At 57.0% G+C, this 15,824-nt stretch carries 15 protein-coding genes; 14 read left to right on the forward strand and 1 reads right to left on the reverse strand.

Annotated elements, in window-relative coordinates:
• Positions 1-161 precede the first annotated feature (161 nt).
• The 9 genes from GV764_RS08405 (at position 162) to nei (ending at position 7,495) form a co-directional block, all read left to right on the forward strand.
• Positions 162-368 (forward strand): YbfA family protein, encoded by a 207-nt coding sequence (locus GV764_RS08405; protein ID WP_125294523.1) that lies wholly within the window; start codon positions 162-164, stop codon positions 366-368.
• 308 nt (positions 369-676) lie between these two features.
• Positions 677-1,171, forward strand: coding sequence for a type III toxin-antitoxin system TenpIN family toxin (tenpIN, locus tag GV764_RS08410; protein WP_161659758.1), 495 nt, complete (start codon positions 677-679; stop codon positions 1,169-1,171).
• A 48-nt stretch (positions 1,172-1,219) separates the two neighbouring features.
• Entirely contained in the window at positions 1,220-2,176 is a 957-nt protein-coding gene (locus GV764_RS08415; RefSeq protein ID WP_161659759.1) for a YbgA family protein, read from the forward strand.
• Between the two features lie 12 nt (positions 2,177-2,188).
• Complete coding sequence (phrB, locus tag GV764_RS08420; protein WP_161659760.1) at positions 2,189-3,610, forward strand: deoxyribodipyrimidine photo-lyase; 1,422 nt, start codon at positions 2,189-2,191, stop codon at positions 3,608-3,610.
• 12 nt (positions 3,611-3,622) lie between these two features.
• Positions 3,623-4,366, forward strand: coding sequence for a type 2 GTP cyclohydrolase I (locus GV764_RS08425; protein WP_161659761.1), 744 nt, complete (start codon positions 3,623-3,625; stop codon positions 4,364-4,366).
• Positions 4,367-4,380: 14 nt separating this feature from the next.
• Positions 4,381-5,037 carry a 5-oxoprolinase subunit PxpB gene (pxpB, locus tag GV764_RS08430; RefSeq protein WP_161659762.1) on the forward strand — a complete coding sequence of 219 codons (657 nt, stop codon included), beginning with the start codon at positions 4,381-4,383 and terminating at the stop codon, positions 5,035-5,037.
• Entirely contained in the window at positions 5,031-5,963 is a 933-nt protein-coding gene (pxpC, locus tag GV764_RS08435) for a 5-oxoprolinase subunit PxpC (RefSeq protein WP_161659763.1), read from the forward strand. The genes pxpB and pxpC overlap by 7 nt, the downstream gene beginning before the upstream one ends.
• Positions 5,953-6,690: a 5-oxoprolinase subunit PxpA gene (gene pxpA / locus GV764_RS08440; RefSeq protein WP_161659764.1), complete on the forward strand. Its 738-nt coding sequence runs from the start codon at positions 5,953-5,955 to the stop codon at positions 6,688-6,690. The genes pxpC and pxpA overlap by 11 nt, the downstream gene beginning before the upstream one ends.
• 13 nt (positions 6,691-6,703) lie before the next feature.
• The gene (gene nei / locus GV764_RS08445; protein WP_161659765.1) at positions 6,704-7,495 is read left to right on the forward strand and encodes an endonuclease VIII; all 792 of its coding nucleotides are present in this window, start codon (positions 6,704-6,706) and stop codon (positions 7,493-7,495) included.
• Between the two features lie 122 nt (positions 7,496-7,617).
• Here the strand turns inward: nei and GV764_RS08450 are convergent, their stop codons facing one another.
• Positions 7,618-8,904: a citrate synthase gene (locus tag GV764_RS08450; protein ID WP_125294514.1), complete on the reverse strand. Its 1,287-nt coding sequence runs from the start codon at positions 8,902-8,904 to the stop codon at positions 7,618-7,620.
• Between the two features lie 639 nt (positions 8,905-9,543).
• On the opposite strand from GV764_RS08450, the gene sdhC reads away from it, so the two are divergent.
• The 5 genes from sdhC (at position 9,544) to sucA (ending at position 15,818) form a co-directional block, all read left to right on the forward strand.
• Positions 9,544-9,948: a succinate dehydrogenase cytochrome b556 subunit gene (sdhC, locus tag GV764_RS08455; RefSeq protein WP_167509313.1), complete on the forward strand. Its 405-nt coding sequence runs from the start codon at positions 9,544-9,546 to the stop codon at positions 9,946-9,948.
• Positions 9,942-10,289 (forward strand): succinate dehydrogenase membrane anchor subunit, encoded by a 348-nt coding sequence (gene sdhD / locus GV764_RS08460; RefSeq protein WP_161659766.1) that lies wholly within the window; start codon positions 9,942-9,944, stop codon positions 10,287-10,289. Before sdhC ends, sdhD begins: the two co-directional genes overlap by 7 nt.
• Positions 10,289-12,055 carry a succinate dehydrogenase flavoprotein subunit gene (sdhA, locus tag GV764_RS08465; RefSeq protein ID WP_161659767.1) on the forward strand — a complete coding sequence of 589 codons (1,767 nt, stop codon included), beginning with the start codon at positions 10,289-10,291 and terminating at the stop codon, positions 12,053-12,055. The genes sdhD and sdhA overlap by 1 nt, the downstream gene beginning before the upstream one ends.
• A 16-nt stretch (positions 12,056-12,071) precedes the next feature.
• Positions 12,072-12,788, forward strand: a complete 717-nt coding sequence (locus GV764_RS08470) for a succinate dehydrogenase iron-sulfur subunit (protein ID WP_161659768.1) — start codon at positions 12,072-12,074, stop codon at positions 12,786-12,788.
• Between the two features lie 222 nt (positions 12,789-13,010).
• Positions 13,011-15,818 (forward strand): 2-oxoglutarate dehydrogenase E1 component, encoded by a 2,808-nt coding sequence (sucA, locus tag GV764_RS08475; protein ID WP_161659769.1) that lies wholly within the window; start codon positions 13,011-13,013, stop codon positions 15,816-15,818.
• Positions 15,819-15,824: the final 6 nt, after the last annotated feature.

Raw genomic sequence — 15,824 nt, forward strand, 5'->3', positions numbered from 1 at the left:
TAACCATTATGTAACTAAATTACGGCGCGAAGTGTAAAGATCGGTGTTTCAGGTAAATTAAGTGGTCGGAGGAGTAGTAAAATTACAGTCAAAACGGTAATATTTTCGACAGATACAGATTCCCGGTGAATATTACCGGACAGCAAAAAGGGGAGAAACTTATGTCTTTATACAAAAAATATCCTGCGCATCAGGTCTTCCTGCGTCGCGCTCTGGTCATCGTGGCAGGCATTGTGGCGCTGCCGGTGATGCTGCTGTGGAAAGACCGCGCGCGCTTCTACAGCTACCTGCACCGCGTCTGGTCGAAAACCAGTGAAAAACCGGTATGGATGGCCCAGTCCGAAGCCGCCGCCAGCGATTTTTATTAATCGATGGATGAGTGAGAAAACCGCCGATTGTTCGGCGGTTTTTTTATGGGGCGATGACAAAAAAAGCCTCTAAGCGTCTACCTAAAATTCTGTGTGGCGAGGCGCTTCAACATTGACTGTTGCGCCTATTCAAGTACCCTTTATAAGGTAGTTTGTGGCGGTAGGAACATCCCCACGTAAAAAACCTAAATTCCTTGTTATTCCTGTGGCGGTAGGAACATCCCCACGTTAAAAACCTAAATTCCTTGTATCAACTACCTTAAAAACCCCGGCGAAAGCTGGGGTTTTTTCGTATGGGGCGTTCAGAGATGGAACTCAAAAAATTAGACAAGTCATTCTATCTGGCTAATCCGGTGCTTATGCAGGCGCTGGATTTCGATATGGCCACCAATAGCTGGTTTAACAACGGGAAAGTACGGGGGCACGGGGTAGTCCAGATACGCCTTAATGAATTAACGTTCGCCATACCGGTTCGTTCTATTATCCAACACAGCGAGAGCTTTATTCTTGAAATCAATCGCGGCCCGGATAAACGCAATAAAGGTATGGGGCTCGATTACTCTAAAGCCGTTTTACTGCGTGAAAGCAGCCATATCAGCTCAGACATTTTTCTCCTGCGAAGTAAAGTTGCCGGTAAAAAATTACTGGGGAAGCAGACTCATATCACCCGAAAGTTTGCCCGCTATGTTGAGCGTTATATCAACGCTGTTCAGAAGCAGGATCGAAATATTTTAAACAGCGCCGGATATCGGCACACCACCCTGGTTAACTATCATCCAGAATTAGGTTTGTCATTCAGGTGAACCAGACTTCATTGCTACACTTACTTCACGCATCAGTAAGGAGTAGCTATGGACGAGAAAATCCCGGTTGGCATCAGCGCCTGTTTGTTCGGGGAAAAAGTGCGTTTCGACGGTGGTCACAAACGGCTCGCTTTCGCGGTGGAGGATCTCTCTCCCTGGGTTCGTTATGAACCCGTCTGCCCGGAAATGGCAATTGGTTTGCCGGTGCCGCGCCCCGCGCTGCGGTTGGTTAAAGACGACGAGGGTGCCATTTCGCTGCGCTTCAGCGATAAGCGCGAAGGGGATTTAACCGCCGATATGGCGGAATTTTCCCATCAGCGCATTGCGCGCCTTGCCCACCTTTGCGGCTACATTGTCTGCGCCAAGTCGCCGAGCTGCGGGATGGAGCGGGTGCGGGTCTATGACAAAGACGGTAAAAATAACCGCAAAGCCGGACGCGGGATATTTACTGAGATCCTGATGCAGACCTTTCCGTGGCTGCCGGTGGAAGAGGACGGGCGGCTGCACGATCCGGCGATACGCGAAAACTTCGTCGAGCGGATTTACGCACTGCACGAACTGAACCAGCTGCGTGCCGGGGGCCTGACCCGCGGCGCGCTGATCGCATTTCACAGCCGCTATAAGCTTCTGTTGCTGGCCCATTCGCAGCAGCAGTACCGCGAGCTGGGGCGCTTCGTCGCCGCTATCGATCAGTGGGACGACCTGGAGCTGTATTTCAATGAGTACCGTCAGCGTCTGATGACGCTGATGTCTCACCACGCCACCCGGCGTAATCACACTAACGTATTGATGCACGTGCAGGGTTATTTCCGCCCGCATCTCAATGGCCGTCAGCGCCAGGAACTGGCAGAGCTGATTGACCGCTATCGGCAGGGCACTCAGCCGCTGTTAGCGCCGGTCACCCTGTTAAAACATTATCTGGCGGAATATCCTGACGGCTATCTGGAACAGCAGCGCTATTTCGATCCTTTCCCGGAGGCTTTGCGCCTGCGCTATGGCAATTAATTCAGGAGCGTTATGACCACCCATCTGGTCTGGTTTCGCGCCGATCTCCGCGTGAACGATAACCTTGCGCTGGCGGCGGCCTGCCGTCGCCCGGAGGCCAGGGTGATTGGCCTGTTTATCGCCACCCCGCAGCAGTGGCGCGATCATCATCTCGCACCGCGCCAGGCGGCGTGGATACAGGCGCACCTCTACTCCCTGCAACATTCGCTGGCGGAACGGGGCATTCCCCTGACGGTGCTTGAAGTGGATGACTTTACCGCCTCGGTGGAGGCGCTGGAAAACTTTTGCGATGCGCACAACGTCGATGCGCTGTTCTACAACTACCAATATGAACTGAACGAACGCCAGCGCGACGCCGCCGTGGAAAAGCGTCTCGGCGATACCCTGGTGTGCCAGGGATTTGACGATTACGTATTGCTGGCGCCTGGTAGCGTCACCACCGGCAACCATGAGATGTATAAGGTATTTACGCCCTTCAGCCGCGCGTTTATTAAACGGCTGCATGAAGGCCTGCCGGAGTGCGTTAACGCGCCTGCCGTGAGGCAAAGCGGGCCGCTTCCCACACCCGAACCGTTTGCGCCGTTTGACTATCCGCAAACCGAACCTGATGCCGATCTGTTCCCGCCAGGTGAAGCCGCCGCACTCAACCGGCTGCGTCAGTTTTGCCGCCAGTCGGTGGCGGACTATGATAAAAAACGCGACTATCCGGCGATTGATGGCACCAGCCGCGTATCGCCCTGGCTGACAATTGGCGTTCTCTCGCCGCGTCAGTGCCTGCATCGCTTGCTGCGCGAGCATCCAGAAGCGCTGTCAGGCGGTAGCGGCGCGATATGGCTTAACGAGCTGATCTGGCGCGAATTTTACCTGCATGTTCTCGCATACTGGCCCGCGCTGTGCCGCTATAAGCCGTTTATTCCCTGGACCGACCGGGTCCAGTGGCGCAACGACGAGGCGCAGTTCACCGCCTGGTGCGAGGGGAAAACCGGCTACCCGATTGTCGATGCCGCCATGCGCCAGATGAATACCACCGGCTGGATGCATAACCGCTTACGGATGATTGTCGGCAGCTTTCTGGTTAAAGACTTGCTTATCGACTGGCGGCGAGGGGAGCGTTATTTTATGTCGCAACTGGTGGACGGGATGCTGGCGGCCAATAACGGGGGCTGGCAATGGGTGGCCTCGACAGGGCATGATGCGGCACCGTGGTTTCGCATTTTTAACCCGACCACCCAGGGCGAACGCTTCGACCCGCAGGGCGATTTTGTGCGCCAGTGGCTGCCGGAGCTCAAAGATATTCCCGGTAAAGCGGTGCATCAGCCCTGGCAGTGGGCGCAGAAGCAGGGGGTAACGATTGATTACCCGCACCCGATTGTTGAACACAAACAGGCGCGTGTCGCCACGCTCGCAGCCTATGAAGCGGCGCGCAAACAGTAACAGGGAGTCATCATGAAAAATACCGAACTGGAAAGCCTGATCAATCAGCAGCTTAATAGCGCGGCCTTTAACGACTATGCGCCAAACGGCTTGCAGGTTGAAGGGCGCGACACCGTGCAGAAAATCATCACCGGCGTGACGGCAAGCCAGGCGCTGCTTGACGAGGCGGTTCGCCAGCAGGCGGATGCGGTGATTGTGCACCACGGTTATTTCTGGAAGGGCGAGTCGCCCGTTATTCGCGGCATGAAGCGCCAGCGCCTGAAGACGCTGCTGGCGAACGATATCAACCTTTACGGCTGGCATTTGCCGCTGGATGCCCACCCGCAGTTGGGCAACAACGCCCAGCTCGCCACGCTTTTAGGCATTGAAGTCAAAGGCGAGATCGAACCGCTGGTGCCGTGGGGCGAACTGTCGATGCCGGTGCCGGGGCTGGAGCTGGCCTCGTGGATTGAGGCGCGGCTGGGTCGCCGTCCGCTGTGGTGCGGCGATACCGGGCCTGCCGACGTGAAACGCGTCGCCTGGTGTACCGGCGGCGGCCAGAGCTTCATCGACAGCGCGGCGCGCTTTGGCGTCGATGCATTTATCACCGGGGAGGTCTCCGAACAAACCATCCATTCGGCGCGTGAACAGGGGCTGCATTTCTATGCCGCAGGCCATCACGCCACCGAGCGCGGCGGCATTCGCGCCCTGAGTGAATGGTTGAACGAAACCACCGATCTCGATGTCACGTTTATCGACATCCCTAATCCAGCCTGAGTAAGGGTAAAACAGTGCAGCGAGCGCGGTGTTATTTGTTAGGGGAAAGCGCGGTGGTTCTGGAGCTGGAACCGCCGGTCACCCTTGAAAGCCAGCAGCGGATCTGGGGCCTGGTACAGCGTCTGGCGGACGTACCGGCGGTGGTGGAAGTGATGCCGGGGATGAATAACATCACCGTGACCTTACGCGATCCGGCCACCTCGGCGCTGAACGCCATCGAACGCTTACAGCGCTGGTGGGAAGAGAGCGAGGCGGTGACGCTGGAATCGCGGCTGATTGAGATCCCGGTGATCTACGGCGGTGAACACGGCCCGGACCTTGCTGAAGTGGCGCGCCACACCGGGCTCAGCGAGCGCCAGGTGGTGGAACGCCATGCGGATGCTGATTATATCGTTTACTTTATCGGCTTCCAGCCCGGGTTCCCGTATCTGGGCGGGCTGCCCGCCAGCCTCGCTACGCCGCGTCGCGCCGAACCGCGTCTCGAAGTCCCTGCCGGATCGGTGGGGATCGGCGGCGGCCAGACCGGGATCTATCCGTTGCCCACGCCCGGCGGCTGGCAAATTATTGGCCGTACCGATCTGCGTTTGTTCGATCCACAGCGCCAGCCTGCCACGTTATTACAACCCGGCGACCGGGTACGTTTTGTGCCGTCTGAGGAGGGCGTGTGTTAGAGATAATTCGTGCAGGGATGAGCACCACGGTGCAGGACGGCGGACGGCATGGCTTGCGTCAGGCGGGCATCAGCCGCTGCGGCGCAATGGATACGCCTGCACTGCGCATCGCCAATTTGCTGGTGGGCAATGAGCCCGATATGGCGGCGCTGGAAATGACCCTCGGGCAATGCACCCTTGCCTTTCATCAGGACGGCTGGTTCGCGTTAACCGGCGCAGCCTGCGGCGCGACCCTGGACGGCCATTCCGTGTGGACCGGCTGGCGCTTGCCGGTACGCGCGGGCCAGCAGTTAAAGCTGGCGCTGCCGAAGCGCGGTATGCGCAGCTATCTGGCGGTGGCTGGCGGCATCGACGTGCCGAAAATCATGGGGTCGTACAGCACCGATTTAAAAGCCGGCTTCGGCGGGTTGGAAGGGCGTCGACTGCAGGACGGCGATCGCCTGCCGTTACGCCCGGCGACGCGCAAATTTCTGCAAAGCCGTGGTGTACATCAACTGCTGTGGGGCAACCGCATTCGCGCCTTGCCGGGGCCGGAATATCACGAATTCTCGCCCGCCGCTCAGGAGGCATTCTGGCGCGCGCCGTGGAAACTCAGTCCGCAAAGCAACCGCATGGGTTACCGCCTGAACGGTCATGTGCTGGAGCGGACAGAATCCCGCGAACTGGTCTCTCATGGTCTGCTGCCCGGCGTGGTGCAGGTGCCTCATAACGGCCAGCCCATCGTGCTGATGAACGACGCCCAGACTACCGGCGGCTATCCGCGTATCGCCTGCGTGATTGAGGCGGACATGTATAACCTGGCGCAGCTGCGTCTTGGCGAGCCGCTGCATTTCGACCGTTGCACCCTGGAAGAAGCGCTGGAAGCGCGGACGCACCAGCAACGCTACTTTGAACAACTGGAATGGCGGCTGGCGAATGAAGATTGATCTCAACGCCGATCTCGGCGAAGGCTGCGGTAACGACAGCGCGCTGATGCCGCTGATTACGTCCGCGAACATCGCCTGCGGCTTTCACGCCGGCGATGCGCAGATCATGCGCGAAAGCGTACAGATGGCGCTGACGCACGGCGTCGCCATCGGCGCGCATCCGGGCTTTCCCGATCGGGAAAACTTCGGCCGTACTGCCATGCCGCTTCCGCCAGAAACGGTTTATGCCCAGACGCTCTATCAGCTCGGCGCGCTGGCCGCTATCGTGCAAGCAGAGGGTGGGGTGATGACGCACGTCAAGCCGCATGGGATGCTGTACAACCAGGCGGCGAAACAGCCGCCGCTGGCGGACGCCATCGCCCGCGCGGTGCAAAACCTTAATCCCGGCCTGGTTCTGGTCGGGCTGGCGGGTAGCGAACTGATCCGCGCCGGGGAACGTTACGGTCTGGCGACGCGGGAGGAGGTCTTCGCCGACAGGGGCTATCTGGCGGACGGTTCGCTGGTGCCGCGCAGCGAGCCGGGGGCGCTGATAGACGATGACGAGGAAGCGGTTTCCCGTACCCTGGAAATGGTGCTGAATGGCCGGGTACAAAGCCGGGACGGCGTCTGGGCGACGGTCAATGCCCAGACGGTGTGCGTGCACGGCGACGGCGCGCACGCGCTGGCGTTCGCCCGCAGGTTGCGTGACGCGTTTTTAGCACGCAACATTACTGTTACCGCCGGGTAACTGAGGAATCTGTATGCCAGAAGGTCCTGAGATCCGCCGCGCAGCGGACAACCTGGAGGCAGCAATCCAGGGTAAACCATTAACCTCTGTATGGTTTGCTTTTCCTGCTTTACAACCTTTCCAGGCGGGCTTGATCGGTCAACATGTGGTGCGGGTGCAAACCTGTGGCAAAGCACTGCTCACCCATTTTTCCGGCGGGCTGGTGTTGTATAGCCACAACCAACTCTACGGTGTGTGGCGGGTGGTGAAAGCAGGGGGGGAGCCGAAAACCACGCGGATTTTGCGGGTTCGGCTCGAATCCGCTGACAAAGCGATTTTGTTATACAGCGCGTCAGAGATCGCGATACTCACAGCGGAACAAGTAGCGCAACACCCTTTCCTGACCCGCATCGGGCCGGACGTACTGGATAACACCCTGACCGCAGCGGATGTGAAACAGCGATTGCTCGACCCGCGTTTTCGCCGCCGCCAGTTAGATGCATTGCTGCTGGATCAGTCTTTTCTCGCCGGGTTGGGTAATTACCTGCGGGTTGAAATTCTTTGGGAAACCGGGCTTGCGCCGCATCATAAACCGCAGGCGTTAAGTGATGAACAATGCGAGGCGCTGAGCCAGGCGTTGCTGGCGATCCCGCGTCTTTCGTATCAAACGCGCGGCAGGGCGCAAGAAAATATCCACCATGGCGCACTGTTTCGTTTTCGGGTATTTCATCGGACAGGCGAACCCTGTGAGCGTTGCGGTCATCTGATTGAAAAAACAACGCGAACATCCAGGCCGTTTTACTGGTGTCCGGGTTGCCAGAAATAAACTCAGGTTCAATGATTGAACGATGTAAGAAGTAAGTTGTTAATTTTTTCCTGAACAGAACCATGAATTCCGAATGACAATAAAAAACGCGCCCGCAGGCGCGTTTTTCACATCGGCAGGAATTAACGTTTTTCCAAATCAGATTTGAAATCGCGCTTGTCGTAGCCAGTGTAGAGCTGACGCGGACGGGCAATTTTAATGCCGTCGTCGTGCATTTCGTTCCAGTGCGCAATCCAGCCCACGGTACGCGCCATCGCGAAGATAACGGTGAACATGGAGGACGGAATGCCCATGGCTTTCAGGATAATGCCGGAGTAGAAATCGACGTTCGGGTACAGCTTACGTTCGATGAAGTACGGGTCGTTGAGCGCAATGTGCTCAAGCTCCATGGCCACTTCCAGCAGATCGTCCTTGGTGCCCAGCTCTTTCAGCACTTCGTGGCAGGTTTCACGCATCACGGTCGCGCGCGGGTCATAGTTCTTGTAGACACGGTGACCGAAGCCCATCAGACGGAACGAATCGTTTTTGTCTTTGGCGCGGCGGATGAATTCCGGGATGTGCTTAACGGAGCTGATCTCTTCCAGCATCTTCAGCGCGGCTTCGTTCGCGCCGCCGTGCGCCGGTCCCCACAGGGACGCGATGCCCGCAGCGATACAGGCGAACGGGTTAGCGCCCGAAGAGCCCGCGGTACGCACGGTTGAGGTTGACGCGTTCTGCTCGTGGTCGGCATGCAGGATCAGGATACGGTCCATGGCGCGCTCAAGCACCGGGTTCACCTCGTAAGGCTCGCACGGCGTGGAGAACATCATGTTAAGGAAATTACCGGAGTAGGAGAGGTCGTTGCGCGGGTAAACGAAAGGCTGGCCGATCGAATACTTGTAACACATCGCCGCCATGGTCGGCATTTTCGACAGCAGGCGGAACGCCGCGATTTCACGGTGACGCGGGTTATTCACGTCCAGAGAATCGTGGTAGAACGCCGCCAGCGCGCCAGTGATACCGCACATGACCGCCATCGGATGGGAATCACGACGGAACGCATGGAACAGACGGGTGATCTGCTCATGGATCATGGTGTGGCGGGTCACGGTGGTTTTGAATTCCTGGTACTGTTCCTGGGTCGGTTTTTCGCCGTACAGCAGGATGTAGCAGACTTCAAGATAGGTGGAATCGGTGGCTAACTGGTCAATCGGGAAACCGCGATGCAGCAGGATGCCTTCGTCACCATCGATAAAAGTGATTTTGGATTCGCAAGATGCGGTGGAGGTAAAACCCGGGTCGTACGTGAAAACACCTTTAGAACCAAGACTACGGATATCAATTACATCCTGACCGAGTGTGCCGTGTAGCACATCCAGTTCAATAGCAGCGTCACCGTTATAAGTGATGTTCGCTTTTTTGTCAGCCATTTACGGTCTCCTTAGCGCCTTATTGCTTAAGACCGCTACTCATCGTCATTACCTTCGTCCCCGACCGTCATGTTGTCAGTTTGTTGTATGGCGCACAGCTCTGTTTCAGAGGGAGAAACCAGGGTACAGAGCGCTCAGCGGCTTGCAGACAACGGTTCGAATCAGGGCGAAATTACAGTAAATCAGGAAGTTAGCAGTCAGTATTCATTAAACCTGTATATCACTAATACCTGGCTAAATTACTCCGGTCAATACCGATCACTGTTACATAACTTATTCTCAGGTGAAAGTGTGACCTCATAACTTTTGCGAATTATATGACTTCTTCGGTGATGGTTGTAACAATTTTGTTTAATATTTGTCAAATCAGATGATTAAAATTTAAAATAATGTTTGTATCGTGATCCTGGTCACTGTTTCGACTAAAACCCGACAAACTGTATGTAGGTTAATTGTAATGATTTTGTGAACAACCTATACTGCCGCCAGGTCTCCGGAATACCCTGCACCGAGAGCCACCCAGCGTAGTAACCCGTCGTTTTAAAACAGGAAGTTGATGTTTTTGCATGACGCAGAGTTATAGAAAGGCACGCTGTCTGACCCGCCTGCAGACCCGGAGGAAGGAATAATAAGAACAGCATGTGGGCGCTATTCATGATAAAAAACGCGAAAAAACAAAGACCTGTTAACCTGGATCTGCGAACGATCCGGTTTCCTGTGACCGCAATCGCTTCCATCCTCCATCGCGTATCCGGCGTGATCACATTCGTGGCTGTCGGCATTCTGCTCTGGTTGCTGGGCGTCTCGCTCTCCTCTCCGGAAGGCTTCCAGACGGCGTCAGCCATCATGGGTAGCTTTTTTGTTAAATTCATCATGTGGGGCATTCTCACCGCGCTGGCGTATCACGTCGTCGGCGGCGTTCGCCACATGCTGATGGATGTCGGCTACCTGGAAGAGACGTTCGAGACCGGTAAGCGTACCGCAAACATTTCTTTCATCATTACTGTCGTGCTTTCACTTCTCGCAGGAGTTCTCGTATGGTAAGCAACGCCTCCGCATTGGGACGCAATGGCGTACATGACTTCATTCTGGTTCGTGCGACTGCCATCGTCCTGACGCTGTACATCATCTACCTGATCGGGTTCTTCGCTGTGACCGGCGATCTGACCTGGGCGATCTGGACCGGCTTCTTCTCTTCCGCTTTCACCAAAGTGTTCACCCTGCTGGCGCTGTTTTCAGTATTGATCCATGCCTGGATTGGCATGTGGCAGGTGTTGACCGACTACGTTAAACCTCTGGCGCTGCGCATGATGTTGCAGCTGGCGATTGTGGTCGCCTTGTTGGTTTACGTTATTTATGGATTCGTTGTGGTGTGGGGTGTCTAATGAATTTGCCAGTCAGAGAATTTGATGCAGTTGTGATTGGTGCCGGCGGCGCAGGTATGCGCGCGGCGCTGCAAATTTCCCAGAGCGGCCAGACCTGTGCGCTGCTCTCCAAAGTATTCCCGACCCGTTCCCATACCGTATCCGCTCAGGGTGGCATTACCGTTGCGCTCGGCAACACCCATGAAGATAACTGGGAATGGCACATGTACGATACCGTCAAAGGGTCCGACTATATCGGCGACCAGGACGCGATCGAATATATGTGTAAGACCGGCCCGGAAGCGATTCTTGAGCTGGAGCACATGGGCCTGCCGTTCTCCCGTCTGGACGATGGCCGTATTTACCAGCGCCCGTTCGGCGGCCAGTCGAAAAACTTCGGCGGCGAGCAGGCGGCACGTACCGCCGCGGCGGCGGACCGTACCGGCCACGCGCTGTTGCACACCCTGTATCAGCAGAACCTGAAAAACCACACCACGATTTTCTCCGAATGGTACGCGCTGGATCTGGTGAAAAACCAGGATGGCGCGGTGGTGGGGTGTACCGCCCTGTGTATCGAAACCGGTGAAGTGGTTTACTTCAAAGCCCGCGCCACCGTGCTGGCGACCGGCGGCGCAGGCCGTATTTACCAGTCCACCACAAACGCCCACATTAATACCGGCGACGGCGTCGGCATGGCGCTGCGCGCAGGCGTGCCGGTGCAGGATATGGAAATGTGGCAGTTCCACCCGACCGGCATCGCGGGCGCGGGGGTTCTGGTGACCGAAGGCTGCCGTGGCGAAGGCGGCTACCTGCTGAACAAACATGGCGAACGCTTTATGGAGCGTTATGCCCCGAACGCTAAAGACCTGGCGGGCCGTGACGTGGTGGCGCGTTCCATCATGATCGAAATCCGTGAAGGTCGCGGCTGCGACGGTCCGTGGGGCCCGCACGCTAAACTGAAACTCGATCACCTGGGCAAAGAGGTGCTGGAATCGCGCCTGCCGGGCATTCTGGAACTGTCGCGCACCTTCGCGCACGTCGACCCGGTTAAAGAGCCGATCCCGGTTATCCCGACCTGCCACTACATGATGGGCGGCATTCCGACCAAAGTGACCGGCCAGGCGCTGACCGTGAACGCGCAGGGCGAAGACGTGGTGATCCCGGGCCTGTTTGCGGTGGGCGAAATCGCTTGCGTCTCGGTACACGGCGCTAACCGTCTGGGCGGCAACTCGCTGCTTGACCTGGTGGTGTTTGGCCGTGCGGCGGGCCTGCATTTGCAGGAGTCCATCGCCGAGCAGGGCGCGCTGCGCGATGCCAGCGACTCCGACATCGACGCCTCCCTGACTCGTCTGAACCGCTGGAACAACAACCGCAGCGGCGAAGATCCGGTGGTGATCCGTAAAGCGCTTCAGGAATGCATGCAGCATAACTTCTCGGTATTCCGTGAAGGTGATGCCATGGCGAAAGGCCTGGAGCAACTGAAAGCGATCCGCGAACGTCTGCAAAACGCCCGTCTGGACGACACGTCCAGCGAATTCAACACCCAGCGCGTTGAGTGCCTGGAGCTGGATAACCTGATGGAAACCGCGTTTGCGACAGCGGTATCTGCAAATTTCCGCACCGAGAGCCGTGGCGCCCACAGCCGTTTCGACTATCCGGACCGTGATGACGAAAACTGGTTGTGCCACAGCTTGTACTTGCCAGAGACGGAATCCATGACGCGCCGTAGCGTCAATATGGAACCGAAACTGCGCCCGGCGTTCCCGCCGAAAGTGCGTTCCTACTAATCGCGGAGACAGGCAGATGAAACTCGAATTTTCCATTTACCGCTACAACCCGGATGTCGACGACGCCCCGCGTATGCAGGATTACACCCTGGAAGGGGAAGAAGGGCGCGACATGATGTTGCTGGATGCGCTCATCCAGCTGAAAGAAAAAGATCCGACCCTGGCGTTCCGCCGCTCCTGCCGTGAAGGGGTGTGTGGTTCCGATGGCCTGAACATGAACGGCAAAAACGGTCTGGCGTGTATCACGCCGATCTCCGCGCTGGGCAACGGAAAACAGAAGATTGTGATCCGTCCTCTGCCGGGTTTGCCGGTGGTGCGTGATTTGGTGGTAGACATGGGGCAATTCTATACTCAATATGAGAAGATTAAGCCTTACTTATTGAATAATGGACAAAATCCACCCGCTCGCGAGCATTTGCAGACGCCGGATCAGCGCGAAAAACTGGATGGACTCTATGAGTGTATTCTGTGCGCCTGCTGCTCGACGTCCTGCCCCTCGTTCTGGTGGAACCCGGATAAGTTTATCGGCCCGGCAGGCCTGCTTGCCGCGTATCGCTTCCTGATTGACAGCCGCGATACCGAAACCGATAACCGTCTGGATAATTTGAGCGATGCTTTCAGCGTATTCCGCTGCCACAGCATTATGAATTGCGTCAGTGTCTGCCCTAAAGGGTTGAACCCGACCAAGGCGATCGGTCATATCAAGACCATGCTGTTGCAACGCAGCGCGTAACAAAACCCGCCCGGTAAGCGATGTTTACCGGGCAAAATGGGCGGTTAGCGCTATGCTTTCCGCCAGTGCAGGAAACCTTTAAAAACTGCCGCGTTGACAGTTTTTAAAGGTTCCTTACCGGGCCACCAAGAGCCCAAAAAGTGAACCCTGGTACTACGTACTCCCTAAGTACGTTGTAGTTATCCATGGCGAAATAAGCAAAAAAATGCTTAAGGGATCACGATGCAGAACGGCGCAATGAAAGCCTGGCTGGACTCTTCTTATCTCTCTGGTGCAAACCAAAGTTGGATAGAACAGCTCTATGAAGACTTCTTAACCGATCCTGATTCAGTGGACGCCCACTGGCGCTCCATGTTCCAGCAACTGCCTGGCACCGGGGCTAAACCGGATCAATTCCATTCCAAAACACGTGATTATTTCCGCCGTCTGGCGAAGGATGCCTCACGTTACACCTCCTCAGTCGCCGATCCTGACGCCGGCGCGAAACAGGTCAAAGTCCTGCAGCTGATTAACGCCTGGCGTTTCAGAGGCCATCAACACGCCAACCTCGATCCGTTGGGATTGTGGCAGCAAGAACGCGTTGCGGATCTGGAACTTGCTTTCCACAACCTGAGCGAAGCGGATTTACAGGAAACCTTTAACGTTGGCTCTTTTGCCGGCGGTAAAGAGACCATGAAGCTCGCCGATTTGATCGACGCCCTGAAACAGACCTACGGCGGCTCAATCGGCGCGGAATATATGCATATCACGTCAACGGAAGAGAAGCGTTGGATCCAGCAGCGCATCGAATCCGTTATCGGCCACGCCAGCTTTAAAGCGGAAGAGAAGAAACGCTTCCTGAGCGAGCTGACCGCAGCCGAAGGCCTTGAGCGCTACCTGGGCGCGAAGTTCCCGGGCGCGAAACGCTTCTCGCTGGAAGGCGGCGACGCGCTGATCCCGATGCTGAAAGAGATGATTCGCCACGCGGGCAACAGCGGCACGCGTGAAGTGGTGCTGGGTATGGCGCACCGCGGTCGTCTCAACGTGCTGGTTAACGTGTTGGGTAAAAAACCGCAGGACCTGTTTGACGAGTTCGCGGGCAAACACAAAGAACACCTCGGCACCGGCGACGTGAAGTACCACATGGGCTTCTCGTCAGATATCGAAACCGAAGGCGGCCTGGTTCACCTGGCGCTGGCGTTTAACCCGTCGCACCTGGAAATCGTTAGCCCGGTGGTCATCGGTTCGGTACGCGCCCGTCTGGATCGCCTGGATGAGCCGAGCAGCAACAAAGTGCTGCCGATCACCATTCACGGCGACGCCGCAGTGACCGGCCAGGGCGTGGTTCAGGAAACGCTGAACATGTCCAAAGCGCGCGGTTACGAAGTGGGCGGTACCGTTCGCATCGTGATCAACAACCAGGTGGGCTTTACCACTTCCAACCCGCTGGACGCGCGTTCTACCCCGTATTGCACCGACATCGGCAAGATGGTTCAGGCACCGATTTTCCACGTTAACGCGGACGATCCGGAAGCCGTGGCTTTTGTTACCCGTCTGGCGCTGGATTTCCGTAACACCTTCAAACGCGATGTGTTTATCGACCTGGTGTGCTACCGCCGTCACGGCCATAACGAAGCTGACGAGCCGAGCGCAACCCAGCCGCTGATGTACCAGAAAATCAAAAAGCACCCGACGCCGCGCAAAATCTACGCCGACAAGCTGGAGCAGGAAAACGTCGCGACGCTGGAAGACGCCACCGAGATGGTCAACCTTTACCGCGATGCGCTGGATGCCGGCGAGTGCGTGGTGAAAGAGTGGCGTCCGATGAACATGCACTCCTTTACCTGGTCGCCGTACCTCAACCACGACTGGGATGAAGCGTACCCGAACAAAGTGGAAATGAAGCGTCTGCAGGAACTGGCAAAACGCATCAGCACCGTGCCGGACACCATTGAAATGCAGTCGCGCGTGGCGAAAATCTACAGCGATCGCCAGCTGATGGCCAACGGTGAAAAACCGTTCGACTGGGGCGGGGCGGAAACCCTGGCCTACGCCACCCTGGTTGACGAAGGCATTCCGATCCGCCTGTCGGGCGAAGACTCCGGTCGCGGCACCTTCTTCCACCGCCACGCGGTGATCCACAACCAGACCAACGGTTCTACCTGGACCCCGCTGTCGCATGTGCACAACGGCCAGGGCCCGTTCCGCGTCTGGGACTCGGTGCTCTCTGAAGAAGCGGTGCTGGCATTTGAATACGGTTACGCAACCGCAGAACCGCGCACGTTGACCATCTGGGAAGCCCAGTTCGGCGACTTCGCCAACGGCGCGCAGGTGGTTATCGACCAGTTCATCTCGTCCGGCGAGCAGAAGTGGGGCCGTATGTGCGGTCTGGTGATGCTGCTGCCGCACGGCTACGAAGGCCAGGGTCCGGAGCACTCCTCCGCGCGTCTGGAGCGTTATCTGCAACTGTGCGCCGAGCAGAACATGCAGGTGTGCGTCCCGTCGACCCCGGCGCAGGTCTACCACATGCTGCGTCGCCAGGCGCTGCGCGGTATGCGTCGCCCGCTGGTGGTGATGTCGCCGAAATCCCTGCTGCGCCACCCGCTGGCCGTCTCCTCGCTTGACGAACTGGCCAACGGCGCATTCCTGCCGGCAATTGGCGAAATTGACGAGCTGGACCCGAAAGCAGTGAAACGCGTGGTGCTCTGTTCAGGTAAAGTCTATTACGACTTACTGGAACAGCGCCGTAAGAACGATCAGAAAGATGTCGCCATTGTGCGTATCGAACAGCTTTATCCTTTCCCGGTCCAGGCCGTGCAGGAAGTATTAAAGCCTTACGCGCATGTGCATGATTTTGTCTGGTGTCAGGAAGAGCCATTAAACCAGGGCGCATGGTATTGCAGCCAGCACCATTTCCGCGAAGTGATTCCGTTTGGTTCTGCACTGCGTTACGCAGGCCGCCCGGCCTCCGCCTCTCCGGCGGTAGGATATATGTCCGTTCACCAGAAGCAGCAGCAAGATCTGGTCAATGACGCGCTGAACGTCGATTAATTAAAG

This window comes from Atlantibacter hermannii (assembly GCF_009907385.1).
Taxonomy (GTDB): Bacteria; Pseudomonadota; Gammaproteobacteria; order Enterobacterales; family Enterobacteriaceae; genus Atlantibacter; species Atlantibacter hermannii_A.